The following is a 24,744-nucleotide window of genomic DNA, read 5'->3' as shown; positions in this document are numbered from 1 at the left end:
ACAAAGTTTAACAACTCAGGGTAGCTTATTTTTGCTTATTTTTAAGCAGGTAAAAAGTCGAATTGCAAAATCAAGTCGTTATAATCTTGATCGCCGCCACCTACCATATCTTCAAAGCCGAAAAGGTTACTACCTAAACGTGACATTTGACTGATGCCATTGTGGTTAGCTCCATTGAAAGAGAACAGGGCAACCGGACCGAAGTTGGGATCATTACTGGGATTTTGACTCAGAACTTCTGCAATGGTGCTATTGGGAATAATGACCATGCCGTACATCTGATTACCTAACAAATTAACCGTCTGTTGAGTAGTACTGAAAAAGCCATCGGGGGCAGTTAAGCTAACACCAGTTAAGGGAGCTTGGGCACGACCTAATGCCGCTTCGGTATAACCTGAATCACCGGGTTTGAGATCAATTTGGCGATCGCCATTAAGGTCCAATCCCCCAGTCAGACTGTCGACTTTGTACAAAGCAATGGCATTATCATAGGCCCCAGCCCGACTAATGGAAACTTCGGCAGTGACGGACTGACCCAATACCCCTGGCACCACCAAAGTTTTGGAGCCAATTTCGGCAGTGATACCAGCAAAGTTTAGTTGATGATAACCGCGGCTATCGGTCTCTATGATGGGAGCAGTATCGATGGAAAAAGTAGTTTCATCCCCCTGTTGACTGTAGAGAATGTAATAACGGTTTGGTTCTAAATTTGCGTTGCTAAAATCACCAAAAAACTGTGACTCTGTTGCAATTAAATTATCAACATTAGTAAAGCTTTGTTGGGCTAAGCTACGGGTTAGTGCCTTTGTGGAAGCACCATTTTGATCGCTGAAAATAAGCTGCTTACGAGCTAAAGCGGCCGCTTCATAACTTGGATCATCCGGCAACAGACCATCGATGGAACCATTGGTATCATCCACCTCAATCCAGCCCATGGCATAATTTTGGTTAGGACTATTAATTAGCCTTAATTGCACTTGGCCATCGGCACTGGTGGGAGCCCAGAAAACTCGGTTGTCATTACTGATTAAGCCTGGAATCACCCTGCCCAAATAGCCTTTAGTTTGCACTAAGCCATTGGTTAATCCATCGGCATCACCCCGATCGCCATCCCAAAGTTGAAGCTCTAGACCCTGGGGATTATTTTCGTTATCAAAGTTGGTAAATTTGGCTCCCGTCATGCCATTGAGCATCAAGGATTCATAGTTGCCGGCTACGGGGTTATAACTGCCAAAGTCATTAAATTCTGCTAAGCCATTAACATCTAACTTAACTAGGGCTTGACCAGCATTAACGGTGGTAGAGAAGTTAATTACGCCCCCTGTTAAACTATTTGCTGACTCTCCTGGGAGATAATTCCAATTGCGAATTTGGGAACCATTGGCATCAGCAGCTAAGAAAAATGCTTGTTCCCCATTCCCTGGCTGTAACCCTTCTTCCAACAGGGAAACCAACAGGCCAAATTGTTTGTCTCCTGTGTAAATACTATCATTAGGAACTTTAACTTTAATCGTTTTTTTTGTCTCCCCAGGTTTGAATACTAGCTGTCCTGCTACTGGTAAATAGCGATCGCCTGCTTTGCCATCCATATCCTGGGTTAGGTAACTGACAACAACATATTTGTCTAGATCGCCTGTCCGTTCAATGGTGAAGTCAACTTCCCCCAAAGCTTCAGAAGCTGTAGGACTGGAAACAAATAGTTTTGTAGCAATATTTATATCTCCGACATTGCCTGTGTTGGTATTTCCGTTATTAAAGTTGCCGGTATTAGCATTGCCTGTGTTGATATTTTCATCATTAAAATTGCCGGTATTGGCATTACCCGTATTAGCAATATTGGTATTTAAAGCTGCTGTATTGCTTGTTCCATTGCCATTCGGTAAAACAGGCTGGGGCTTATTCTGACTTGGAGCGGTAAAACTTGGCATTGTTGGCTGATTAACTAAGACAATGGCGGCGGAATTATTCGATTTATATTGATAGAATCTTTGTCCGTATTGATAAGTCGTCCCGTCCGCACCAAAGTCACTGCTTAACTGCAAACTATCACCGCTTTCATCCATTAAGACGATAACGGTATTATTGCTGGACAAATTAATAACGCTGAGGGAATTAAGGGTTAATTGATTTGCACCATAATCCCGAATATCAATGGTTTCAAAATCCTGTAACCGCAGGCCAGGGGAAAGGGTAGTTAGATCCCAGTTTTGGCCGTTGTAACCCTGCAAAGCTAAAATATCAAATCCTGTGCCCCCATTTAACCGACGGAAATAGGTATCACTGACGGAAACCCAGTCATCACCGGGGCCAGCATAGACCACATCCAAACCACCCTTGGTCAAAATTTGATCATCCCCCTGCCCTGCCAGGAAGCTTTCCCCCGTGGCACTGCCCACCATCACATCATCACCAATAGTGCCCGTTTGATTCACCGTGTCGTTAAAGTCACTGCCAAAGAAAACGTAGCTGAGATTATCAGTTTGACTGTTGGGAACGAGGGATTCCGTCCAGGAGCTATCAATCTGGGTAATGGGGGAAGCGTAGTTGACCGATCCTTGCAATTCCTGCCAAGACTGACTGGGGTTGGGCAAATACCAGAGTTGGCCGTTGTCGTATTCAGGATCTCCCAAGCCCACAGTGATCTGGGGCTGGCCATTGGCGCTCCACTGGACGGTTATGGCATTTAGGGTGGGAATTTGCAAGCTGGAGTTAATGGCTGGGGTGGCAGTCCAACCATTGCCGTTGTAGTAACTCACCGTACTATCGGCTTGCCCCACCACTATTTTTAAATCATTAACATTGTTGGGGGGATTGGGACTAGAACTAAAATTCCATTGCACCGCCATTTGGGCGATCGCCGCTCCCGAAGGAAGACCGGAAAGGAAAGTCCACCCGCCCTGTTCCCCGGAGCCTTGGTAATACCAGACGGAGCCATTGTTGCCGTTATCATCCCCCAGACCCACCACCACTAAGGGTTGAGCGTCATTGCTAGTCCACTGCACGGCCAGTTGTTGTACGGGATAAACCCAGCCATCATCGTGGAATTGAGTCCAGACACCGTTACTGCCCTGGTAATATTGCACCTCGCTATTATCCAAGCCAACCACAATATTGGGATTACTAGCTTCCTGCCATTGCACCGATAACTGGGTAACACTTTTGCCAAAATTATTAATGGTTCGCCAACCGGACTGGGTGTTGTAATAGATCACCGCCCCATCAGCCAAACCAACAACAATTTGGGACGGAGATCCATCCTCCCCCCATTGCACCGCCATTTGGGTAATGGCAGACCGCCAACCGTCTCCCTGGTAAGGGCCGTTGTTAACCCAGGTTGAACCGTTGTAGTATTCAATCCCGCCCTTGCCCCCCAGGCCCGCAATGATTTGGGGATTACCGCTCGTATTCCAATTAACTGCTAACTCGTTTATTTCTGCGGGAAGTTTGCCCCAGGATTGCCAGTTTTGATTACCACCGGGATAGTACCAAATATCGCCATTGGATTGGCCAATAACTGCCTCGGGCGGTCGGCTACTGTTATTCCAATTGGTGGCCACCTGATTGGTCCAAACTTGATTGGCTTGCCAATCACCTCCCCCCATTTGAATCGTTTGGTTACCGTCAAGGTAGAGGATATAACTATATTTATCATCATCGCTAAGTTCGCCATTTTCAATAAACACAATCTGCTGGTTATATTGCAGATTGTTTTCACCAGGAGCACCAATAATAAAATCTGCAAAACCATCACCGTTAATATCCCCTCCGCCATTCAGGGCGATACCCGCTTGGGAGTTGGGCGAACCATCAATGGCAAAACCCCTGGGATTTGAACCCTGGGATTGATTGGCCCGCAACTGCCCTAAATCGAAGGGTTGATTATTCCAGTCATCGCCGCCGAAAACCACAAACACACCGCCCTGATTATTTTCCGCATCAACGGTGTAGGGGGAACTAATTAATAAATCATCAAAACCATCCCCATTAACGTCCCCTGCCTGGGCAATGCGGGACAGTTGATAGGTACTGATCTGTCCACTGGGGTTGGTGAAGGGAGCTGCCAGAATAACATCGGGTTGGGCCGTATTGCTTAGACCATTACTATTCCCGTAGAAGATAAAAACGCCCCCTTGATTGCCGGGCCGACTCAAATAATTGGGCAGATTATTCGGTTCCCCGATCGCCGCCGCATAATAATTGGAAGCTAGGACTGCTAAATCCGCAATGCCATCTCCATTGAAGTCGCCAATATTTTCTAATTGATTGGCCGCCGCCAGGGTATTAATTACAGAGGAAGTGGTGGGAGTGGGCAATAGGGAAAAACTGCCGCTGGTGGAAATCTGCCCTGCTATTTTCCTTTCGTCACTACCAATGGCAATTTCTGGAATACCATCACTGTTGAGATCCACCCCTGTGGCTGTTGTTTGGGTTTCGGGATAATCAATATTGGTAAAACTGTTTAGTACTCCTGTGGAATTCCCCCAAGCTACCTGATTGCCGTTATCTCCCCACAAAAGTACGTCGTCATAGCCGTCACCGTTGTAGTCACCAATGGCCATGGATTTGGTCACGCCCCCCACTTGATTAATGACCACAGGGGAGGAACTGGAGGTAATACTTAATGTTTTTAAGTCCCCAAGACTGGTATTGCCCAAAACAACATAAAAATTGCCGTTACCATCTAAAACTCCCAAATCTTTAATGCCATCACCGTTAAAATCACCGACACTAATCACGTCCCGAAGGGTAGCATTGGGAACGGAAATCACTAAATCTTCACTGCCACTGGCGGTTGTTAATAAATCTTTGGTGCTGTTCCCAAAAATAATTGCGCCGGCATTAGTTCCACCCGAAAAAACATCGGCAAACCCATCCCCGTTAACATCCCCCAGGAAACGAACTAAACTACCGTTGCCCAGGATACTGCCTGTAAAGGGAAGGGGAAAACTGGTTACATTCAGTTCTTGGGAACCTTGGGGGCCGGGATAGCTTAAATAAAGTTCATTGTTGGCAAAGGCGATCGCCGGCGGGGACTGACTGATGTTGTTGGTAATGACTTGGGGCGATGACCAATTAATGCCATTACCGGAACTGACGAAGTTAAGTTGATTACTACTGTCGAGGTAGCTCAGATAGAGATTGGTGCCGTCATTGGTAAGACTGGGGCCGCCCTGGGAACTCACTCCAGGAATAGGAATACTGCTCCAATCGTTAGCGGAAAGATCGGCGTTGGTGGTGGATGTTATGTAGTCAAGAGTACTGGGGGTATTTCTAGTTCCTCCTTTGTAAACCAGATAGAGGGTATCCCCCAACACTGTGGCACTGATAGCACTAATAGCAGTTTGGTTACTACCAATTTCGTTGGCGTAAATCCATTCATTACTGCTGTTTAAATAAAATTGCAGAACGGTGGAAGTTGAGTTGTTGGCGGCAAAAAGTAGGGACAGGGTTCCTTGGTAAACAAACAGGGTCGGCGGTGTGGAAGAAGTGCCCCCCAAGGCCAAAGGAGCATTCCAGGTCTGGCCTTGATCTTGGCTAGTGATGATATTTAACCCGTTGTTACCATCTACATAGGCCAGGTATAAAACATTGTTAAAAAAGGCGATCGCCGGGGGAAAAATAGTTTGGGCAGATTGAGGTAACTGTACTTCCGAGTTCCAACTTTGACCATTATTAGTGCTGACGGTGAAATAAATTTGGTTATTGCCACCGAAACCTTTATAGGCTAGGTAAAGGTTGGAGCCATTGATAAGAATTGCCGGGGTGGTGTCAATATACTGGGATGTAGTTTCAAACGTGGTGGGAGGATTACCAATTAAATTGCCATCAATGACAAAACCGTTATCGGAAGCAACATCCGCCAAATTAAGACTGCCATCGGCGGCCAACCAAGGCTGACCGAAAACCACATAAAATTGCTGGGCATTGGGGGCACTGATTAAAAAGCTATCAATGGGTCTGTTGTTCGGCCCTTGTGTGCCCGTGATATTCCCTAAACTAACTACTGCTGTTCCTGCTAGTTGATTGGGCAAACTGCCATTCAATACAAAAACTTGTTTACTGTCATTGGCGATCGCATTTAATTCAATGATCGGTACTATTTCGGTTGATAAATCCAAGGGGCCAAACAGTAAATAACTTTGCCCTGTGCCGTTGCCTGCTTGGGGGGCAGTAATTAAAAAGTCCTGATAACCATCGCCGTTCACATCCCCTGGGGTCATAATGGTCATGCCGGCCCGACCCCCAGCAATGCCGCCATTAATGATTAAATTACCTGCTTCATTGAGGGCTTGGAGAGAACTGGAAGGGGTAAATTTACTGCCGCTAAGTGCATAAACCGCCCCCGCACTGCCATTAACTCCCAAGGCAGAAATTGCTAAATCCTGATGGCCATCCCCGTCTAAATCTGTAAAGTCCCCTAGGGAAATGGCCGCTCCGGCCAAATAGTTTGCCCCTACTCCATTGGCGGCAGGAATATTAGGCCCAGTATAGGTAGCCACTTTGCCAAAGGGCTGGCTACTGGTCTGGGAATACACATGGACTGCTCCAGCGGCGATCATAGTAGTATCGGGATAATTGCCCTGGTTGTTCGACGGTAAAGCACTTTTGCCCACCCATTGGTTACTGACTTGTACGCCGTAGGTGGAGGAACCGATAAATAGATCGTCGCCAGAGTTGTTGGTGAAAGTGACCGGGCCACCGGAAATTTTACGGGAAACCCCCAAGCTGTAGCCGGCCGTTTCTCCCACGGTCACAGTCTGGGCAGGATTTTGGGGATTGGTCAGATTAAAGGTGTTGCCAATATGGATGGGGGAAAGTTGACTAGGATTACTGGGGGAAACAAGATAGACTTTGCCCACCGCCACCCCATTACCGTTTTTGGCAAAGGGAGCACCAAAGGCAATTTGGGGGTCATTACCAGTGAAATTGCCGATCGCCACGGAAAAACCAGCCCCGCCCTCGGCATCCACTCCATCAATCACAAAACCCTGATCACTAGTCCAGTTACTGGCATTACTGAGATCAATAATTTGATTTTTGCCCTTCAGGCCATTGAGATAATGGCCGTTAATCACATAAATGCTTCCCGTTCCCCCATTGGCGTTGGCATTCCCAATGACCAAATCATCTACGCCATCCCCGTCCACATCCCCCGTCACTAAAGCCATAGGCACATTATTATTAATATCCCCGGCGTCGGTAATGCCCGTAATTAGCACCCCGTCCCCATTGCCCGATAAATCCGTGGTGGTTAAAGGCAGGGTGGATTTTTGGCTTAAAACATCGCCCCCGGCAAATAAAATCTGGATTGACCCCTGTACGGCATTGCCCTGGGTTGTATAACCCCGATTGCCCACGGCCACATAGGCCAAAGCCCCATTACTAAAACCACTGGCCATCACTGCGGCGATCGCCGGATTATCGGTATCAATCACAAAGCCACTGTCCACCAAGGAAAGGGAGGCATCATTAGCTTCTTTGATGGTGGCGATGCCGAGAACTTGGTTGTCTAAATAATCGGGACTGTTAGCCGATACGGGGCCACCTTGGTTGGGAATCGGGGAAAGGGAGGTAAAGGTAATAGGGTCAGTTTGCCCCTGGAGGTAAATATTGACTGTGGCAGGGGAAGTTAGGGGACTACCCTCTGTATCCACAAAAATGGTAAAGGTTTCCGTTGCCCCCATAACCCGATGGGAAAAAGTAGCTCCAGGATTCAGACTATTGAGTAACTTATCCCCAGAAATGAACTCCAATTGGGGCGTCGTACTATCTGCGTTCTCCGCTAGAATTACCCCTAGCTGCCAGCTCTCACTAAACGCATTACCTGTGCCATCTGTGCCTACAGTCCAGAGTTGATTATTGGACGTAGTTACAGTAAACCCAGTAATCTCACTTCCCTGTTGCCCGGTTAAGTTAACTTGAAAAATGGTATCGGGGTTACCGTTGGGAGCAATTTGGGCATTATTATTACCAGCAGGATTAGCAGAAACAATGTCCCAAATGGGATTATTGGCTGCCGAAAGAATGGTAGGAACGACTTCATCAACGGGGTTAATACTAACGGGACTTTGCCAACTATTGCCACTGCTGTCCCAAACGCTGTAGTTAGTTTCTGGTCCCGCTGTCACTGGCTCAAAAAAGCGAGCTTGATAGTGGGAACCGACTTCGTTAACCCCCCAAATTCCGTTAATTAGTTGGGAACCCGTTAAATTGAGAAAATTATTATTACTTGAACTAGGGCTAGAACCATTATCAACATAGGAAAGAATCGAATTATAAAAAGCAAATTCATCCAAATAAACAGACCCACCACTACCCGCTAAAGTTAGCGTTCCCGACTGGGGCAAATTGGCAAAAGCAATATTTTCTAGAGTATTTACCAATTGACCATCGAGGTAAAGGTCAAGAATTTGTTTAACAGGATCATAAGTTCCCACCACATAATGCCAATTACCAGTGGTAACAGTGCCGCTAATCTGGGGGTTACTCCCATTATTCAAGGTAAAAGTTAAGCTATCTTCATTCAAACTCAGATCAAATACCCCGGCCAAATTAGCCAAACCCACTACTCCGTCAGACGTTGGTAATTTGAACCAAAATTCCACCGAAAAACCTTGCACGGAAACAGGTACTGGCGAATTGATTGTTATCCCGCCACCATTGAATAACACGGCGGGGTTAAAGTCCCCTGTATTGGTGTTAGTATTTTCCAGCGCCCCCACCTGGCCCAGAGTATAACCAGCCGTGCTGTAGGTGCCATTTCCTGCCACGGATAATTGCCCTTGGTTAATAACCGTTGTGCCGCTCAATTCCCCTAGCCGTAGATAAACCAAAGGATTCTGCTCTGATACCAAGTTGCTGTAGGAAGGGGGCCGGCTTTCCGTCCAGAAAATCGCTGGTTGTCCATTAATGGAACTAATACTTAATTCACTGAAACTATTGGGATTGATGCCGGCATTTGCTCCGCCTAGGATTGTTGGATTAGTCCACGTAGTACCATTAAAAGTCGCTAACTGAATAGTGGTATTGGGATCACCATCGCTATCCAGTTGGGTATTCAACCAAGCCGCCAGTAAATTGCCCCCAGGGCCAACTCCCAATGTTACTTTTTGGTCCTGTCCTGGTTGGCTGGAGAAAATCGGAGCGGCTAAACCCCATTGATTATCGGGGCCAAGCACCGCATAGTAGATGTCCGATTGCTGAGCGGCAGTGGTTATCAAGGCCGCTTCATTGGGGCCGTAGTTTTGCCCGGGAATGGTCTTAAGAGAGAGGGCGGAAGTATCGACGTTAACCCAAGCTACAACGTTTTGCAATGCTTTGGTGCTGGGATTTTGGTAAAGCGTGGCCACAACATCCGAATTAATACCGGTAGTGCCAGGAATAGTGGTGATGGAGGAAATACCACTGTCCCCAAAGGGAGAAAATGCCGTTTTAATAACCGTACCTGTGCTAGAAGCGGTGGTTAAAAAGTTGTTGGTGCTGAAGGATGCAACGGTTTGGGGAGTGCCAGTATTGCTAACTAAGTTATTTTCACCATTGGAGTTAGGGGTATAGGTAATGGTGACCAATTGACCCTGGCCAATAATCTGATTTAAAACCAGGGTGATAGAAGTATCAGCAACGGTGACGCTGGTGACGGTAATGGGACTGGTGCTATTGCCATTAACGGTGACTTGAAATTGACCGCCATTGGGAATTTGATTGACGTTTAGGGTCTGATTGAAGGGAATGGTGATCAGGTTAGAAATTACCGACCCTAACAAACTGGTGGGAGCAGTACTAGTACTGCCAGCGGATTGAACAGAGTTGGTGAAATCAGGAACCCAAAAGCTTGTATTTGTGGCATCAGCCAGATACAGATTAGAAGTGAGATTAGTCCCGCTTAAGCTATAACTAACTTCAACAATTTGGCTAGCATTAACAGAATTAGTCAGGGTTAGGGTAATGGTATTTTGGGCTAGGGAAACGTTGGTGGGAGTAGTGGTATTCCCATCGCTAGTTTTAATCGTAAATTGGGAGTTACTGGGGGGATTAGCCGAGTCATTTTTGAGATTATCGGCAAAGACAAGGTAAAGATAATCGCCTTCTGCTAAAACGGAAATGGGAGTAATGGGAGGGGTGTCACTACTCCAAGCTAATAAGATGTCCCCCTGACTGGTGAGGGCTAAGGCGGGGGAAGTGTCCTGGGCAAAGTCACTGGTTAAATTACTCAGTACCGGTTGGGTTTGGACATTGATAACACCGGCAAAGGTACGATTAATCAACCCCCAGGCAGTGGGAGCAGTGCCATTACTAACGGTAAAAGCTGTGATAGTTTTCTGATTGGCAGCTTTAAGTTGTTGGTCACTATTGGCATCAGGATTGTACTGGACAGTATAGATTTCACCAGGGTTAATGGCGGTATTGGAAGCAAGGGTTAAAACAATTCTGCTTTGATTGACCGCTACATCAGTGATAGCAATGGCTTGATTACTGCTGTTGGTGACCGCAAACCAATTGAGTAATTGATTCTCAGTAGGCAGAATATCCGGGTCTAGTGGACCGTTAAAAGCAATAGTAATCTGTTGATTATTTTGGGTGTAGTCATTTCCTGTACCACTGGTGGGATTATAGGTATAAATTAGAGTGTCGGGAGATTGAAGGGCAACGGGACTACTGGTAAAGTTACCTAATTGATTGCCACTGTACTTAACAATAATATTGGAAAAAGGCTGGCCATTTACGGTGGTGTAGGGGATTTCCTGCTCTAGTCGTAAAATAACTTCACTGTTGTTACTTTGGCTATCAGTTTGAACCACCACTCCAAACACAGGAATAGTGGAAATTTGACCATTGGCGTTGGTAACGGTGACAGTAAAGTCTGTGGGATTAAGACTAAGATTAGGCTCCAGGAATTGAGCAAGATTAATGGTGAGCAAAAAGCCATCAACACTAGCAGTATTATTCGCTTCCAGCCCAGTTTGGTTATTTTGAGATGAAGAAGCAGCAAATGTTTGCGTCCAAGTGGGAAATCCTGCAATCCTAGCACCAATAAGACCAAGCAGACTGACAGTAAGATTGAAAGGAGCACCAATGGTAATGGAAGAGGGAGTATCTCCTTTGATAGTAAAAGTACCATCAGCAAAGAAGCCAATGGAACCAAATAGCTTAAAAATAAAGGGAATTTCAAGGGTTCCTTCAAAGCCTAATGTAACAGGAATTCCCACCAGTAAAGATTCCAGCTCTACAGAACTATTTTGATCAATGGAAGCAAAGGCCGCTTCCAGATTAGACAGTAAAGCTAGAGCTGCTGTTACTTCAGAATAGGTCGGTAAAGCATTGTAAAAACCATCGGTAATAAATAAACGGTCTGTGTTACCGCTTAAATCAAGGTATGGAGCTAATAGGGGAAAATAATTACCGGGATCTTTTGGGGCAACCTGCCATTGCAGAGCTACACCGGCATTAAAAAATAAGCCGAAGTTAAAATTTAGACCACGATTTAAGATATCATCAAAACCAAATAAAGGAATAGACCCCGCTAAACTAGCTAATGCTCCTCCAGTTTCCAAATAAAGGGGAAATTTACCGTCAGAATTACCATTACTGTTGCCATAGCTATACAGAGAAGACAACGTAAAGGATAAATCAAACCCTTCTTGAGAATCCGGAGAAAGTGCACCTCTTCCCTGACTTCTCCATTTATCAAAACGATTACTATCCTCGCTATTGCCAACATTCCGTCTTTGTTTTCTCCCTACGGTAGCCAGGGAATTCAGTAGTAACCTCCCTTTGGTTGATTCACCGCCCCCAAACAAACTCCATTCGGGATTATTGCCCGATGAACCCTGCAAAGAGATAGATAAAATTAGAGGGCCGAACATGCTTTTTAAAACTTTCTCTGGTTCTTGTCCTAATTTTTTAGCAAGAATAAGTGAAAGGGCATTAATATTAAATTCATTGGATGCGTTCCAATTTAATCCTAATCCTTGATAGGTAGGTTTGTTGCCAAGAAAGCTTGCTTCCCCTGCACTAAGAACTTCATAACTGGCGGCAGGGGCATTGCGATTACGACCTAAATAATTGTAGGAATTTCCCTGGATAATATTGCCGCTAGCAGGGGAATTTTGATTACTGCTAAATTGATTTTGGTTGACTGTAAAACTTTGATAATAGAGATCTGTATCCTCTCGGATGGCTTGGTTTTTAGCTTGCTCTGCATCAACTTTTTGCCCTACTACAAGCACTGTGCCATTTTCTTCGGCGATCGCCCTGGGGGCCAAATCTCCCACTTGGTCTGAAGTTAGGGCCTGGGGAGTGCTTAACCATTCCGTCCTGCCCCCGGAGTTGTAACGAGCGGCGGTGTAAAAAATATCACTGTCATTGCCACTGCCCTGTTGATAAACCACCACTAAACCAGGGGCCGGAGCGGCGTTACTGTTATTACCAGGGGGCTGAATTAACTTGTCATTGGCGATTAAATTTAGACTAGTGAGGGATTGATTACCCACATTGGCGATCACCTGGGCATTAACCCACATGGCGGAGTTCGGATCATAGACAGCGTGCCAAAGACTGGTATTTTCCACCCACACAACATGGGTCGTTCCTGCTGAATCTGTGGTGAGCGCAGACAGGCGATCGGCCAAATTGATAGTCATAAGTTCGATTAATTGCTGGGAAGATAGGCAAAACCAATGGCTTTTATTTGGCTTGACTGCTCAATACTGAGATATTACGTTACTATTCCGCCGATTTCCTCTTTGCTCTCCGTCATTATAGCGAAACAACAGTGAAAACCACTAATTTTCAAGTCATAGCAGTTGGGAAAATGATCATTCTTAGTAATATTACTTAATGGTTAATCATCACCGCCAAATAATCGGGTAAATACAGGAGTTTTAATTTTTAATACTAATAACTAACTAAGGCTTTCTGCCCCTAACTAAAAATGCCGTAAAAGCGCAGAAAAATTCTCCCGCTTGATCATTTTGGTCAATCGCCTTGAACCAAAGGGTAAGATCATTTTGGCTGATTGTTCCCTGTTCGCTAATTTTTTCCACCGTCCGAGATAGGTCCAAAATTTTATCAGCTAATTCAAACTCAGTCAGGCAAATGGTAATGGGGTCAACGGCAATATCAGTTAGCCCCGCCTGCCGGAAGTATTTAAACAGATAGCGACCCACCCAGCCAGAAGGAAAGTTATCACACCAAAAATTGGTAATTGCACGGGTTACGCCCCGCTGGTCAGAATCGATGACCAACGTTTCCCAGTCCGGCTCAAAGGCCACTACCCAACCATTAGATTGTACAACCCTGGCCATTTCGGCGATCGCCTTTTGGGGCTGGGCAATGTGTTGCAGAGTGCGGTCAACCCTAGCCGCAGTGAAATTAGCACCGGGAAAAGGTAATTGCTCTGCATCAGCTAAAACAAATTCAAACTTAGTGGTGGAATTTTTTGCCCGCTCTCTTGCCTGGTCAAGCATAAATTGACTACGATCCACCGCTGTAACTTTACCCGTTTCCCCTACATAATTAGCCAATAAAAGGGCATCATTGCCAGTGCCACATCCCACTTCCAGCACTGAATCACCGGGCTTTAACTGCATTTTCTCAAACGTTTTTTGTTTGTAATATTTATACAAGTCCAGTGACTGTTGCAATTCCAGACAACGGATAAAGTTTTCAATGTTTCCAGAGTTATCTAAGTCTTGAAAGTCGCTGGCAAAGTATGTCATGATTGTGACTCAATAAAAAGCAAATTCATGTAATTACTATTAATAATTTTCACTCCACTTTACCCGTTTGGATCACACCATTTGCCAAGTTATTTCCTCGCCGGCCCGCAGAGGCACCAATCCAGATTCAGGGAAAGGTAATTCAGCAGGAATACGCCAAGGGTTTTTCATCAACGTAATTTGTGCTGTATTACGGGGCAATTGGTAAAAATCTGGGCCATAAAAGCTAGCAAAGGCTTCTAGCTTATCCAGGGAATTAACACTTTCAAAAGCTTCGGCATATAGCTCCATAGCATGGAGGGCAGAATAGCAACCAGCACAGCCACATAAACTCTCTTTACTATTGCGAGCGTGGGGAGCACTATCAGTGCCGAGAAAAAATTTAGGATTACCAGATGTGGCCGCGTGTAGCAATGATAAACGATGTTCTTCCCGCTTCAGAATTGGCAGGCAATAAAAGTGGGGACAAATGCCACCTTTGAATAAAGCGTTGCGACTAAATAGTAAATGTTGGGGCGTAATAGTGGCTGCAATATTATTAGCAGATAAAACAAATTGCACTGCATCTGAAGTAGTAATATGTTCCAGCACTACCCGCAGCCGGGGAAATTTTTCCCTGAGAGGAATTAAATATTTTTCAATGAATACTTTTTCTCGGTCGAAAATATCAATATTACTGTCCGTTACTTCGCCGTGGAGTAATAGGGGCAAGTCCACCTGTTCCATGGCTGCCAACACTGCATCACATCGATGGATATCCGTGACGCCAAAGTCAGAATTGGTGGTGGCTCCAGCGGGATAGTATTTTACTGCTTTAACAAACTGGGATGCTTTGGCCGCAATAATTTCTTCGGGATTAGTATTATCCGTTAGATAAAGGGTCATCAGCGGTTCAAACTGGCCTCCCGCAGGTATGGCGGCGAGAATCCTTTCCCGATAGGCGGCGGCATCAGCCACGGAACGCACCGGAGGCTTCAAATTGGGCATGACGATCGCCCTAGCAAATTGACGGACAGTGTGGGGTAGAACTGCTTTCAGGGCCGCTCCATCCCGTAGATGCAGGTGCCAGTCGTCGGGTCGAGTGATGGTAAGCTTTTCCATGGCTTAATCATAAGCTGGTTTAGGTTTAGTTAAAAGTCTTTTTCCCCTTCCTTAAACTTCAAGATTTAGGGGGCTTGGAGACGGCGATCGGGTAATTACTTCATACAGCACATCGGGGTCTAAATCGGCTCCATTGGGTCATTGAATAGTTCCAAGTTCCGGATTGATTTTGACTTGAGCAAAATATTCAAGGTCTTTAAGTGGCTCAAATACACCTGTAAATTCAATTTGTTTTTGAATATCAACTATTCCATCTTGATTATCTTCAAAGCGTAAATAAAGCTTGTAGTTTTTGAGAGGGTTAACAGCAACAATATCTTGTAGCATAGCTTACTCAAATGGTTGAATTTTTCCTTAGCGACAGAACTTAATAAACACTTACCTGTTACTTTAAGGGACTGCCTACTCGGCATGATTCTGTAAATTCTTTTATACTCTAAATTGTTCTGTCGAGTTGTTGGTAAGCAACTGTTATTGAAAATGGCTACTGAACTACTTTTTAATCTCAGCAATGTGTTTGTGTTGCCGTTTTGGGGCTTGATGATTCTACTGCCACGGTGGCAATGGACGGAAAAAGTGATGAAGTCCCTGCTCCCCATCGCCATTTTAGCTGCGGTTTATCTATTTTTATTTATCGGTTCCTTGGGGTCCGAATCGGCGGCGGCGTTGGCCAGTCCGGAGTTGTCCGTTATTGCCCAAGCTTTTGCTGACGAAAAAATTATGGCTGTGGGTTGGGTCCACTATCTGGTGATGGATTTGTTTGTGGGTCGCTGGATTTATTGGCAGGGGCGAGAAACTGGGGTTTGGACGGTACATTCCCTCATTTTATGTTTATTCGCTGGGCCCATTGGTCTGTTGTCCCATCTGCTCACGGCGGCCATTACTAAACAATGGGGCAAGGGGAATGACTCGACAATGGAAACGCCCCAAACGGAGATTGGTTAATCGCATATAATACATCGGGGCATAGGTCTGCCCCTTTTTGCTATAAATTATTCGAGAGTTTCAAGAAAGTAATGAAAGGCGCCAGTTGCGTAATAGTTCTATGTTACCATTGACCCTAAATTTGGCAAATATTGCCATGGTGATATCAACTATTGCCTTGGCCATAGCTTTGTAACAAAACTATACATACAATGGGAGGATGGCCATACCTGCTCCATTACCCCCCCGCCAATGCAAATTGAATCAAAAACAAATACCAACATCCGTTCTGGGTTAACCCTAATTGCGCCTTTTTTCCTTTGGGGAACGGCCATGGTGGCCATGAAGGGGGTTCTGGCAGATACCACGCCTTTTTTTGTGGCAACGGTGCGCCTCATACCAGCCGGAATCTTAGTCTTGCTCTGGGCCATGGGACAGAAACGTCCCCAACCCCAGAATTGGCAGGGCTGGGGCTGGATTATTTTATTTGCCCTGGTGGACGGTACTCTTTTTCAAGGATTTTTAGCCCAGGGGTTGGAGCGCACAGGGGCAGGCTTGGGCTCAGTGATTATTGATTCCCAACCGATCGCCGTGGCATTACTTTCCAGTTGGTTATTTAAAGAAGTAATTGGCGGCATTGGCTGGCTGGGACTCTTACTAGGGGTGGGAGGCATTAGCCTAATTGGGCTGCCGGATGAATGGTTTTATCAGCTTTGGCATCTCCAGGGTTTAAGCATTAATTGGAGTGGTTCCGCCCTCGGTAGTAGCGGGGAACTGTGGATGTTGTTGGCGTCCCTCTCCATGGCGGTGGGCACAGTGCTGATTCCCTTTGTTAGTCGTCGGGTGGACCCGGTGGTAGCTACGGGGTGGCATATGATCATTGGTGGTTTGCCCCTGTTGGCGATCGCCTTGGTGCAAGATTCTGAACCTTGGCAGAACATTGACCTCTGGGGTTGGGGCAATCTCGCCTATGCAACAGTGTTTGGCAGTGCCATTGCCTACGGCATTTTTTTCTACCTTGCATCTAAGGGCAATTTGACTAGCTTGAGTTCCCTGACTTTTTTAACGCCCATTTTTGCCCTCAGCTTTAGTAACTTGATTTTGGAGGAACAACTTAGCTCTCTGCAGTGGTTAGGGGTTGCTTTTACGTTGGTGAGTATTTATTTAATCAACCAGCGGGAGCAGTTAAAGATACAACTGCGAGACATTTGGAGTTTGGTTCGTAAACCCGTAATTAACGATTAATTTGCGATTGTTGAGCCTATTTCAACAATTTTCCTAAAATTTAGAACATTTCCATCTGTTTATTCACTATTCAACCTAAAATCCCCAGGAAATTTGCCCTATGGCCATGGAGGTAAAAATTTGCGGTTTACGCCATCCTGCCCAAGCCCAGGCGATCGCCGCTTTGGGATTCACCACCCTGGGATTTATTTGTGTGGAAGCTTCTTCCCGTTACGTCAGCTCCAGGGAAATTGAACTGGTTTTGCAAAGCTTAACTGCCCATAACAAGCGATCGGCGATCGGAGTATTTGCCAATGTTTCCCTCCCTAAACTGGGGGAATTTTTAGCCCAAACTAGTCTGAACGGTATCCAACTCCACGGCGATGAAAGCCCCGACTTTTGCCGCCAGGTTAAACAAGCATTTCCCCAACACCGATTGATCAAAGCTCTCCGACTCCGGCGATCGGCAGATTTAGAACGGGCTGAAGCCTATTACAATGCCGTGGATGTCCTCCTGCTCGACGCTTACCATCCAGAACAATTGGGAGGTACTGGGCAAACCCTACCCTGGCAAAAGCTACAGCAGTTTCGGCCGCCCCTGCCCTGGTGGTTGGCGGGGGGATTAACTCCTAGCAATGTTCAAGAAGCCTTAAATTTACTCCAGCCTGACGGCATTGACCTTTCCAGTGGCGTGGAACAGGGCCCGGCGGATAAGGATGTGGCCAAAGTTGCCCAGTTAAGGGCTCAGTTGGACGCCCTAGCAATTTTGCAGCACTAAAATTATTCTGGAAAAACCTAGGCTTTTTGAGACCGATTGCCGTGGGTCGGACAGGGAGGCGCACTCAAACTGCGGTCTAACCAACCTTCTGCCTGTTGCACATGGGTTAAGGCTTCCTGGGGATTATCTTTGAGTAGATACACCAATGCCGCTGCCAATTCTTGTCCGGCCTGGGCTTGACGATTACCCTTTAAACGATGCCAATCCTGGGGGGCGATCGCCAATCTTTCCGCTAGGGCCTGGGCCAGTTCTAGGGCAGAAAGTTCGGGGTGACTGACGAGGGAGGAGGTTTGGGAAGCAAAGGGAATCATGGTTACAAGCTACGGGGAAAACTATGGCCACCAAGCCATGGACGGCGGGGTAACTGCTCTGATTATTACCTTTTTTGCCGGGCGCCTGTTGGAAATTGCCCTTGCTCCCTTGCCCCGAAAATTATGGCATTAGACCCATTCCCCCAGAGGCAAAAAGTTTTCCCCGGCATATTCTGGATAAATTTTGCCCAAAAAAGAAAGCCCAGGCAAAGTTCCCCAGGCTCACTCAAATATGTATTTTTTGGCTATGGGCAAGGAATCGCTCCCACCACTACACCAGCCTGAGTTCTGGATATTCGCTGATAATGTCGTTGCTGGTGAGGGTATCCCCTTCTTCTTGGGGCGTCCAGAGCACCTCAATGGCCAACAGGCGATCGCTACTAATACCGCCCAAAGTTTGCAAGGATTGTTTTAACTGACTGGAATCATTCACTGCCGGCAAGTTCAAATTGCCCAAGGCTGCGGCAATAATGGTCACCAGAATATATTCTCCCGCACCATCGGGAACTGCATCGGGACTATCTCCACCAATGGCGGTTGCCCTTCCCCCTTGACGTAGCTGATTGTTAAAGTTGCTCAGGGTTTCGTCGGTAAACTTACTCCGTTCGGTGAGAGCTAATTGATTAAAGGCAGCCTCAGCAGCACTCAAGCGCACCTTGTCACTCTGACTAGATCCATAAACCCAATATTCAGGATGGCGGAGCAGAGCTAAAGTAGCTTCCTGGAGCACTAGGGAACGACCATTGGCAGTGCCAGTATCAGCAGACAGGGCCAATTCATCCAGTTCTTTTTTCAATTCCTTGGCACTGGCCAGTAACCCCACCTGAATTTGGGCAATGCCCACTTGGGGATCGCTGCTGGCCGCCAGGCCACCGCCCCCTTCACCACTGCTGCCACCACCATTACGGATGGCATTGATAACTACGTTGGCGATCGCAATCATCACTAAAATGCCAAAGATGCCGCCGAATCCCCCACCAAAGCCAAAAAAAGGAATGATGAAGGGAAAACCAAAGCCACCACCACCATAGGTTCCACCGGAACGATAGGAGCCACCACTAGGACCGCTGTAACTACGACTGGGGGCACTAGGGGCTCGGAAGGAGCCACCACCAATGCGGCCACCACTCCGGCGAGCTTCAGCTTCAAAGGTGGGGGTAAAAACTAGGGTAAAGGCCAGGACAAAAATAATTACCACTGAAGTGCCCCGCATCCAGACCGATCGCCAGGTAATATTTTTGGGTAGAGGTAAATTCTTGAGCATCTTAAGCATAGAGGAAAAGTTTTTCGATATTCCGGCTAGGACTCCCTGGTCAAGGGTTCACCAAATCCAGGGTAGATTCAAGCCTGTCAGTTAAACATAGTGCCGTTCACTCCTCTAGGGTAACGGATTCTTCGGACGAAAGAGCAGGGATTTTGTACTTGCAATTGTCACTAAAATGCCTCATCTCCGGCCATGGGCGCTGCCAAACGGTACTGATTTTTACAAAAAAACTTTTGGAGAACATGTTAAAAGTGTCTGGCTAGCCTTATAAATAAGACAACAACCAGATCATTGCACGAGGAGTACCAGGTTTGAAAAAAGTAGAAGCGATTATTCGCCCCTTTAAACTAGACGAAGTCAAAATTGCGCTGGTTAATGCAGGGATCGTTGGTATGACGGTTTCTGAAGTTAGGGGCTTTGGCCGTCAAAAAGGTCAAACAGAGCGTTACCGTGGCTCTGAATACACTGTTGAGTTTCTCCAAAAACTCAAAATTGAGATTGTCGTCGACGAAGGACAGGTTGACATGGTTGTTGACAAGTTGGTATCGGCGGCCCGCACCGGGGAAATCGGTGACGGTAAAATCTTCATCAGCCCGGTGGATTCGGTGGTACGGATTCGGACAGGGGAAAAGGATACCGAAGCTATTTAATCTTTTTGAGATTAGCTTTCCGGTTGCCGTTAATGTTGGGCAGATTGAGACAAGTCTCGGTTTTGTTCTCTTGGCCCCAGACACTTTCCTGTCACTGCCATCAAAAGCTGTCAAATTTCAACCCAGGCCACTGGTGGATGAGTTTGTTAAACGCTTTTCCCCGGTGGCTCACTTTCTGTTTTTCTACCTTTGTCATTTCTGCAAAGGTTTTTTTGTGCTCCGGGAGCCAAAAAATTGGGTCATAGCCAAAACCCTGATCGCCTCTTGGGCTATGGGTAATTTCCCCTGAACAGATGCCTTTAGTACTCAGTTGAATACTGCCATCGGGGGCGGCGATCGACACCACGCAAATGAATTGAGCTTGTCTTTGGCTTACCCCTTCTAGAGCCTGGAGCAATTTGGCAATTCTTTCCCTGTCGGTGTTGCCATAACGGGCGGAATATAAACCCGGTGCCCCATCCAAAGCATCCACTGCCAAACCAGAATCATCGGCGATCGCCCATTGATTCACGGCCTTTGCTACCTGGGAAGCTTTTAAGCAAGCATTTTCATAGAATGTACTGCCGGTTTCCTCCACCTCAATTTCCGTTGGCTTAAGGGTTAATTGACAACCAAGGGGCTCTAAGTAAGTTTGCATCTCGGCTAATTTACCGGGGTTACCCGTGGCGACAATTAAAGTAGGCATGGTTTTACTAGGTTTTACGGATCGTTAAAAAAGTTTTTCGGGGACAAAAATTAGCCAGACCCTCTGGGTTAATCTTCTGCTATTCTGTATCAGAGATGCTGGTGTAGCTCAGTGGTAGAGCAACTGATTTGTAATCAGTCGGTCGCAGGTTCAAATCCCGTCACCAGCTTATTTTGAATTCATTAACCTATCATTGATCATCGTCTAAGCACTCCGCATGGTTTGCCAGAGTTGCTTATATTGGTTGACGGTGGCAATGTCCAGGGGCGCGAGAAATTCACAACGCTCCAGTAACTCCGGTGAAAAAGCCAATAAAGGGTTAGTGCTCAGGGCGGAAACCTCCAGGTTTTGATAGGGCACCGCCAGGGCATTACTGAAAGTTGCCATCTGCTCTAGACTGGAAGGCTGGGCGGAAAAATTTAACCATTCATAGGTAATTTCAGCCGCCTCCATCTCAGCGGGCATAGTCCAGAGATCAGCCCAGAGGGATGTACCGGAACTAGGAATAACCGCCCTGAGTTCTGACTGATTTCTCAGCAGAGGAATAATTTGGTTTGACCAGCCCACTGCTAACCATACATCTTTATTGAGTAGAGCTTGGAGATAATATTTACTGTTGTAAAACTTCACTTGGGTCGCCAATTCTTGCAAAGCGGAAGGTAGGGCATTAACAGCTTTGGGGTTGGTGACATTGTAGGAATAACCCAGCTTTTTCAGAGTCAAACCGATCGCCTCCCTGGGATCATCCACCAGAGCAATGCGTTGCTTTAACTCTGGCCGCCAGAGGTCAGACCAATCGGTCGGTTGCCAACCTAAATCAGCAAATGGTTGTTGGCGATAAATAATCATGGTGGGCCCCCAACGGTAGGGAACAGCCCAAATTTTGCCGCTTTGATCCGGTAAGCCTTGGTCATTGCGTTGCCCCAACAATTGCCACCGTGGAGGCAGACTAGACCATTGGCTCAATTGGTCGGGGACAAAGGGTTGAATGAGCTTTTCTTTGATTACCCGTTCCAACCATAAATCTCCCCCGGTGACCAACTGGGCTTTTGGGGTCTGATTTGCCCTCGATCCACTGCCCCACAGTCCCTTGGAAGTATCTGCATTTTGGGCATTGTGCCAGGTTTGTAAATTGTCGAACAAACTCTGCAGATTGGCGATCGCCTTGAAATTTAATTCCTTAGCTTGGGGAAACTGCCGCTGAAATTGGTTAATTAACTGGGGCGGCAGGGAACGGTTCAAAAACTGCACTTCTTTGCTACTGCCCTGGCCAGGCCAACAGCCTCCTAGACCCGTGGCAAGGCCGACAGCGGCGGCGGACTGGAGAAAATGGCGGCGGGAATAGCAGGGTAAATTCATGGCAACTCCACCGATGTTGGTTTAGCAATGTGGGGCAGCCCCCAGCCCAATTTCTCCCGCAGAATCCGGAAAAACTCTGGCGTTTGCAGGCGAATAAACTTGGCAGGATAGGGAGATTTTGATAAATGCACCCGGTCTTCTGGCAACACATAACAACCGCCATTGCCATCCACCACCAACACCATGCGGTTGGGAGTAGCGGGAAAAATGGTCACCGGTTCTAGGTCGGAAAATACTAACGCTCGGGAAGCCAGGGAATGGGGGCAAATGGGCGCTAACTGAAACACTGGTACATCGGGGGTAACCACTGGGCCTCCAGCGCTAAGGGAATAGGCCGTGGAACCCGTAGGAGTGGAAACAATAATGCCATCGGCGGCAATGTCCACAGAAGCATGGTAGCCTACCTGAATTTCAAAATGGCACATGCTGGTGAGGGGTTCCCGGTGCAATACCATTTCGTTCAGGGAGAGCGCTTCCCATAAAAGGTTTTCCTCCCGCATTAACCGCACTGTCATCATGGAGCGGCTTTCAATTTGGTAATCACCGTTGATTAACTGCTCGATCGCCGTGGGTAGTTGGTTGAGGTAAATTTCCGTTAAAAAACCCATGTGCCCTGTGTTAATGGTCAACAGGGGGATGCCGAGGGGGGCCAACTGACGAAAAGCTGATAGTACTGTGCCGTCTCCCCCCAGAACAATGGCAAAGGGCATGGACTCATCAAAATGGGGCGGAGTCAGATGTTCAATGCGGGTATGGCAAATGGGGCGATCGGGCTGGGAATAGCCCAACAGGCCACCGGATCCGGTTTCCATCGCCACTGTAAACCCACTCTGTTGCAGTTGCTCCTGCAATTCTTGGGCAACGCTACAGGCGGTGGGCTTATCGTCGTTGAAAATGATGCCGACTTTTGGCACAGGGGCGAGATCCTAGGGAGTCAGGGAACAGGGAGCGGAAAAATCGAATAGAAAACGAGATTATCTAAAAGTATCAAATTGTCAATCAAACTAGTCAAACTAGAAAAAGAAATTATTTTTCTTCTTTTTGCCTTCGGTTTGGGTCGGGTTAACCTCATAGTCCAGTTCTTTGAGCTTCTTGATGATGCGCCCAAAGTATTCCTGTAGGTAGGATTCTAGGGTGGTGGTTTCCTTCGGATCAAGGCCAAATTGTTCGTACACCGGAGCCATGTCCGCCGTTAAAGCTTTACCACTGGCCAGCACTTCCGAAAACGCTAGGCGATCGGAGGCGTTATAGGTCCACTGGAAAAAGCGAGTAAAGCTCCGCATAAATCTGAGCACCGCCATGGGCACCTGGGAAATACGGGCATTATTGCCAGACATTCTTTCACAAAGTTGAATAATTTCCGTTGCCCCCCAAGCCCGACTGCCCACCACTGGATAGGTTTTACGGGCCACACTGTCCAATTCCACCGCCCGCACTGCAAACTTAGCCACGTCTTGGGTGTTCATGTAGGCGATCGGGGTATTCTCGCCGGTTTGCCAAACCGATTGATTATCCAAAATGGGAATAGCGTACTGACCAATTAACCCCTGCATGAAACCCGCCAGTTGCAGAATGGTGTAGTCCAAATTCGTTTGGGCTAAAAATTTCTCGGTACAATTTTTGATGTCCATCAGGGGCACTTTGGGATATTCGGCCGCCCGCAAAATGGAGAAAAAGACAAACTTTTTGATACCCGCTTTCTGCACTGCTCGAATTAAATTAAGCTTGCCTTCCCAGTCCACCTGGCGAATGGTGAGGGAGTCGGTGGCCCTGGCGGTGGAAGCGTCAATCACTGCGTCAATATTTTCCAGGGCTGGGGACAGAGTTTCCGGCTTACAAATATTTCCCCCCACGATGGTGGCGCCCCACTCTTTAAGAAAAGCTGCCTTTCTTAGGCTACGAACCAGACAAACAACGGTGTGACCTTGGTCGATCGCCTGCCGAACAATTTGCCTGCCGAGGGTTCCTGTGCCGCCTACCACCAAAACTCGCATTTTAATTTTCTTTACAAATTTTAATACTTTGCTAAATCCTATCAGACTCTGACAATTATGGGTATTGGGGCCAGGGCACAAAAATTTGTTTCCCTACCCCGGTACTGGCTCCAATGTCAATGCAATCCCACCATGGCAGGGTCAACCCCCACCAAAAACAAGGATAAGGTAACCCATCCAACTGCCCCAAGGTTAGGAAGAAGGGAGGAATAATAATGGTCAGGACGTTGGACGCTCCACTAAACCACTGGGGCCAGCCTGTTGACAATATTGCAAAAAAGTAGAGAAAGCTTCGGGGCAGTCCACCTCAATAATTTTGCCGCCAATTTCGTCAAAACTTTCGTTGCGGGATTGACGCCACATGGGAGTGAGCTTGATGGTGATGGTGGGTAAAGCTTCATTGTCCATGCGCCGGAGCTTGACGGTAAAATCCGTGTCCTGGGGCCAATCATTGGGAACGCTCACACAGATACCGTTGCGAGTTAAGTCGAAGGATACCCCCACCAATTCCCCTTCCATATCGAACACTTGGCAAAAGGCCAACATCCGCTCTTCCTGCCGTCGCTCCTGCACCCCCTGGAGATGGGCAATGGTTAGGGCTTCTTGGGAGAGGGAAGATGGAGAATCTTGAGCCATGGAGATTATTTCCTCGGTTAAATTAGGTTTACCTAGTAAATGGGCCAGGTTGACCATTATTGTAGTCATTCACTGGGTCGATCTTCCTTCCATCAGGGTC

General features: G+C 46.9%; 16 protein-coding genes, 1 tRNA gene and 1 pseudogene. 6 read left to right on the top strand and 12 right to left on the bottom strand.

Annotated elements, in window-relative coordinates; genetic code table 11:
* Positions 1-41: 41 nt before the first annotated feature.
* The 4 genes from H6G46_RS16680 to H6G46_RS16665 form a co-directional block, all read right to left on the bottom strand.
* Positions 42-12,641 carry a SwmB domain-containing protein gene (locus H6G46_RS16680; protein ID WP_010873164.1) on the bottom strand — a complete coding sequence of 4,200 codons (12,600 nt, stop codon included), beginning with the start codon at positions 12,639-12,641 and terminating at the stop codon, positions 42-44.
* A gap of 264 nt (positions 12,642-12,905) precedes the next feature.
* Positions 12,906-13,718 (bottom strand): class I SAM-dependent methyltransferase, encoded by an 813-nt coding sequence (locus H6G46_RS16675; RefSeq protein WP_010873163.1) that lies wholly within the window; start codon positions 13,716-13,718, stop codon positions 12,906-12,908.
* Between the two features lie 72 nt (positions 13,719-13,790).
* Complete coding sequence (gene pyrC / locus H6G46_RS16670; RefSeq protein WP_010873162.1) at positions 13,791-14,819, bottom strand: dihydroorotase; 1,029 nt, start codon at positions 14,817-14,819, stop codon at positions 13,791-13,793.
* 138 nt (positions 14,820-14,957) lie between these two features.
* Positions 14,958-15,146, bottom strand: coding sequence for a DUF2442 domain-containing protein (locus H6G46_RS16665; protein WP_020862251.1), 189 nt, complete (start codon positions 15,144-15,146; stop codon positions 14,958-14,960).
* A 153-nt stretch (positions 15,147-15,299) separates the two neighbouring features.
* On the opposite strand from H6G46_RS16665, the gene H6G46_RS16660 reads away from it, so the two are divergent.
* The gene (locus tag H6G46_RS16660) at positions 15,300-15,764 is read left to right on the top strand and encodes an ABA4-like family protein (protein ID WP_010873161.1); all 465 of its coding nucleotides are present in this window, start codon (positions 15,300-15,302) and stop codon (positions 15,762-15,764) included.
* A gap of 60 nt (positions 15,765-15,824) precedes the next feature.
* Here the strand turns inward: H6G46_RS16660 and H6G46_RS16655 are convergent.
* Positions 15,825-15,917 (bottom strand): annotated as a pseudogene (locus H6G46_RS16655) (IS1 family transposase); the annotation flags it as partial.
* 78 nt (positions 15,918-15,995) lie between these two features.
* On the opposite strand from H6G46_RS16655, the gene H6G46_RS16650 reads away from it, so the two are divergent.
* Together H6G46_RS16650 and H6G46_RS16645 are read left to right on the top strand one after the other, a co-directional pair.
* On the top strand, positions 15,996-16,988 hold the full coding sequence (locus tag H6G46_RS16650) for a DMT family transporter (RefSeq protein ID WP_010873160.1): 993 nt from the start codon (positions 15,996-15,998) through the stop codon (positions 16,986-16,988).
* A gap of 100 nt (positions 16,989-17,088) precedes the next feature.
* Positions 17,089-17,745, top strand: a complete 657-nt coding sequence (locus tag H6G46_RS16645) for a phosphoribosylanthranilate isomerase (RefSeq protein WP_010873159.1) — start codon at positions 17,089-17,091, stop codon at positions 17,743-17,745.
* Between the two features lie 17 nt (positions 17,746-17,762).
* Here H6G46_RS16645 and H6G46_RS16640 read toward each other — a convergent pair whose 3' ends face one another.
* Complete coding sequence (locus H6G46_RS16640) at positions 17,763-18,056, bottom strand: DUF6439 family protein (protein ID WP_010873158.1); 294 nt, start codon at positions 18,054-18,056, stop codon at positions 17,763-17,765.
* On the opposite strand from H6G46_RS16640, the gene H6G46_RS18705 reads away from it, so the two are divergent.
* Entirely contained in the window at positions 18,055-18,189 is a 135-nt protein-coding gene (locus tag H6G46_RS18705; RefSeq protein ID WP_020862253.1) for a hypothetical protein, read from the top strand. The two genes, H6G46_RS16640 and H6G46_RS18705, sit on opposite strands and share 2 nt — an antisense overlap.
* A gap of 138 nt (positions 18,190-18,327) precedes the next feature.
* Here the strand turns inward: H6G46_RS18705 and H6G46_RS16635 are convergent, their stop codons facing one another.
* The gene (locus H6G46_RS16635; protein ID WP_010873157.1) at positions 18,328-19,329 is read right to left on the bottom strand and encodes a DUF1517 domain-containing protein; all 1,002 of its coding nucleotides are present in this window, start codon (positions 19,327-19,329) and stop codon (positions 18,328-18,330) included.
* A gap of 302 nt (positions 19,330-19,631) precedes the next feature.
* On the opposite strand from H6G46_RS16635, the gene H6G46_RS16630 reads away from it, so the two are divergent.
* Positions 19,632-19,970 carry a P-II family nitrogen regulator gene (locus H6G46_RS16630; RefSeq protein WP_010873156.1) on the top strand — a complete coding sequence of 113 codons (339 nt, stop codon included), beginning with the start codon at positions 19,632-19,634 and terminating at the stop codon, positions 19,968-19,970.
* Between the two features lie 100 nt (positions 19,971-20,070).
* Here the strand turns inward: H6G46_RS16630 and rdgB are convergent, their stop codons facing one another.
* Positions 20,071-20,655, bottom strand: a complete 585-nt coding sequence (rdgB, locus tag H6G46_RS16625; RefSeq protein ID WP_010873155.1) for an RdgB/HAM1 family non-canonical purine NTP pyrophosphatase — start codon at positions 20,653-20,655, stop codon at positions 20,071-20,073.
* A 97-nt stretch (positions 20,656-20,752) separates the two neighbouring features.
* Between rdgB and H6G46_RS16620 the strand changes: the two genes are divergently transcribed.
* Positions 20,753-20,824: transfer RNA gene (locus tag H6G46_RS16620), tRNA-Thr, on the top strand.
* A 35-nt stretch (positions 20,825-20,859) separates the two neighbouring features.
* Here H6G46_RS16620 and H6G46_RS16615 read toward each other — a convergent pair.
* The 4 genes from H6G46_RS16615 to H6G46_RS16600 form a co-directional block, all read right to left on the bottom strand.
* Entirely contained in the window at positions 20,860-22,014 is a 1,155-nt protein-coding gene (locus H6G46_RS16615; protein ID WP_010873154.1) for an extracellular solute-binding protein, read from the bottom strand.
* Positions 22,011-22,928: an NAD(+) kinase gene (locus H6G46_RS16610; RefSeq protein WP_010873153.1), complete on the bottom strand. Its 918-nt coding sequence runs from the start codon at positions 22,926-22,928 to the stop codon at positions 22,011-22,013. The genes H6G46_RS16615 and H6G46_RS16610 overlap by 4 nt, the downstream gene beginning before the upstream one ends.
* A gap of 99 nt (positions 22,929-23,027) precedes the next feature.
* Positions 23,028-24,008 (bottom strand): NAD(P)H-binding protein, encoded by a 981-nt coding sequence (locus H6G46_RS16605; protein WP_010873152.1) that lies wholly within the window; start codon positions 24,006-24,008, stop codon positions 23,028-23,030.
* Positions 24,009-24,227: 219 nt separating this feature from the next.
* Entirely contained in the window at positions 24,228-24,713 is a 486-nt protein-coding gene (locus H6G46_RS16600) for a hypothetical protein (RefSeq protein ID WP_010873151.1), read from the bottom strand.
* Positions 24,714-24,744 lie beyond the last annotated feature (31 nt).

Origin of the sequence: Synechocystis sp. FACHB-908 (assembly GCF_014698595.1) — a bacterium.
Taxonomy (GTDB): Bacteria; Cyanobacteriota; Cyanobacteriia; order Cyanobacteriales; family Microcystaceae; genus Synechocystis.
Note: the sequence above shows the minus strand (reverse complement) of the source record. Positions and strands in the feature narration are given on the sequence as shown.

Coding starts and splice junctions, on each gene's coding strand:
- H6G46_RS16680 (WP_010873164.1), bottom strand. CDS start 12,641: ATGACTATCAATTTGGCCGATCGCCTGTCTGCGCTCACCACAGATTCA.
- H6G46_RS16675 (WP_010873163.1), bottom strand. CDS start 13,718: ATGACATACTTTGCCAGCGACTTTCAAGACTTAGATAACTCTGGAAAC.
- pyrC (WP_010873162.1), bottom strand. CDS start 14,819: ATGGAAAAGCTTACCATCACTCGACCCGACGACTGGCACCTGCATCTA.
- H6G46_RS16665 (WP_020862251.1), bottom strand. CDS start 15,146: ATGCTACAAGATATTGTTGCTGTTAACCCTCTCAAAAACTACAAGCTT.
- H6G46_RS16660 (WP_010873161.1), top strand. CDS start 15,300: ATGGCTACTGAACTACTTTTTAATCTCAGCAATGTGTTTGTGTTGCCG.
- H6G46_RS16650 (WP_010873160.1), top strand. CDS start 15,996: ATGCAAATTGAATCAAAAACAAATACCAACATCCGTTCTGGGTTAACC.
- H6G46_RS16645 (WP_010873159.1), top strand. CDS start 17,089: ATGGCCATGGAGGTAAAAATTTGCGGTTTACGCCATCCTGCCCAAGCC.
- H6G46_RS18705 (WP_020862253.1), top strand. CDS start 18,055: ATGGTTACAAGCTACGGGGAAAACTATGGCCACCAAGCCATGGACGGC.
- H6G46_RS16640 (WP_010873158.1), bottom strand. CDS start 18,056: ATGATTCCCTTTGCTTCCCAAACCTCCTCCCTCGTCAGTCACCCCGAA.
- H6G46_RS16635 (WP_010873157.1), bottom strand. CDS start 19,329: ATGCTTAAGATGCTCAAGAATTTACCTCTACCCAAAAATATTACCTGG.
- rdgB (WP_010873155.1), bottom strand. CDS start 20,655: ATGCCTACTTTAATTGTCGCCACGGGTAACCCCGGTAAATTAGCCGAG.
- H6G46_RS16615 (WP_010873154.1), bottom strand. CDS start 22,014: ATGAATTTACCCTGCTATTCCCGCCGCCATTTTCTCCAGTCCGCCGCC.
- H6G46_RS16605 (WP_010873152.1), bottom strand. CDS start 24,008: ATGCGAGTTTTGGTGGTAGGCGGCACAGGAACCCTCGGCAGGCAAATT.
- H6G46_RS16600 (WP_010873151.1), bottom strand. CDS start 24,713: ATGACTACAATAATGGTCAACCTGGCCCATTTACTAGGTAAACCTAAT.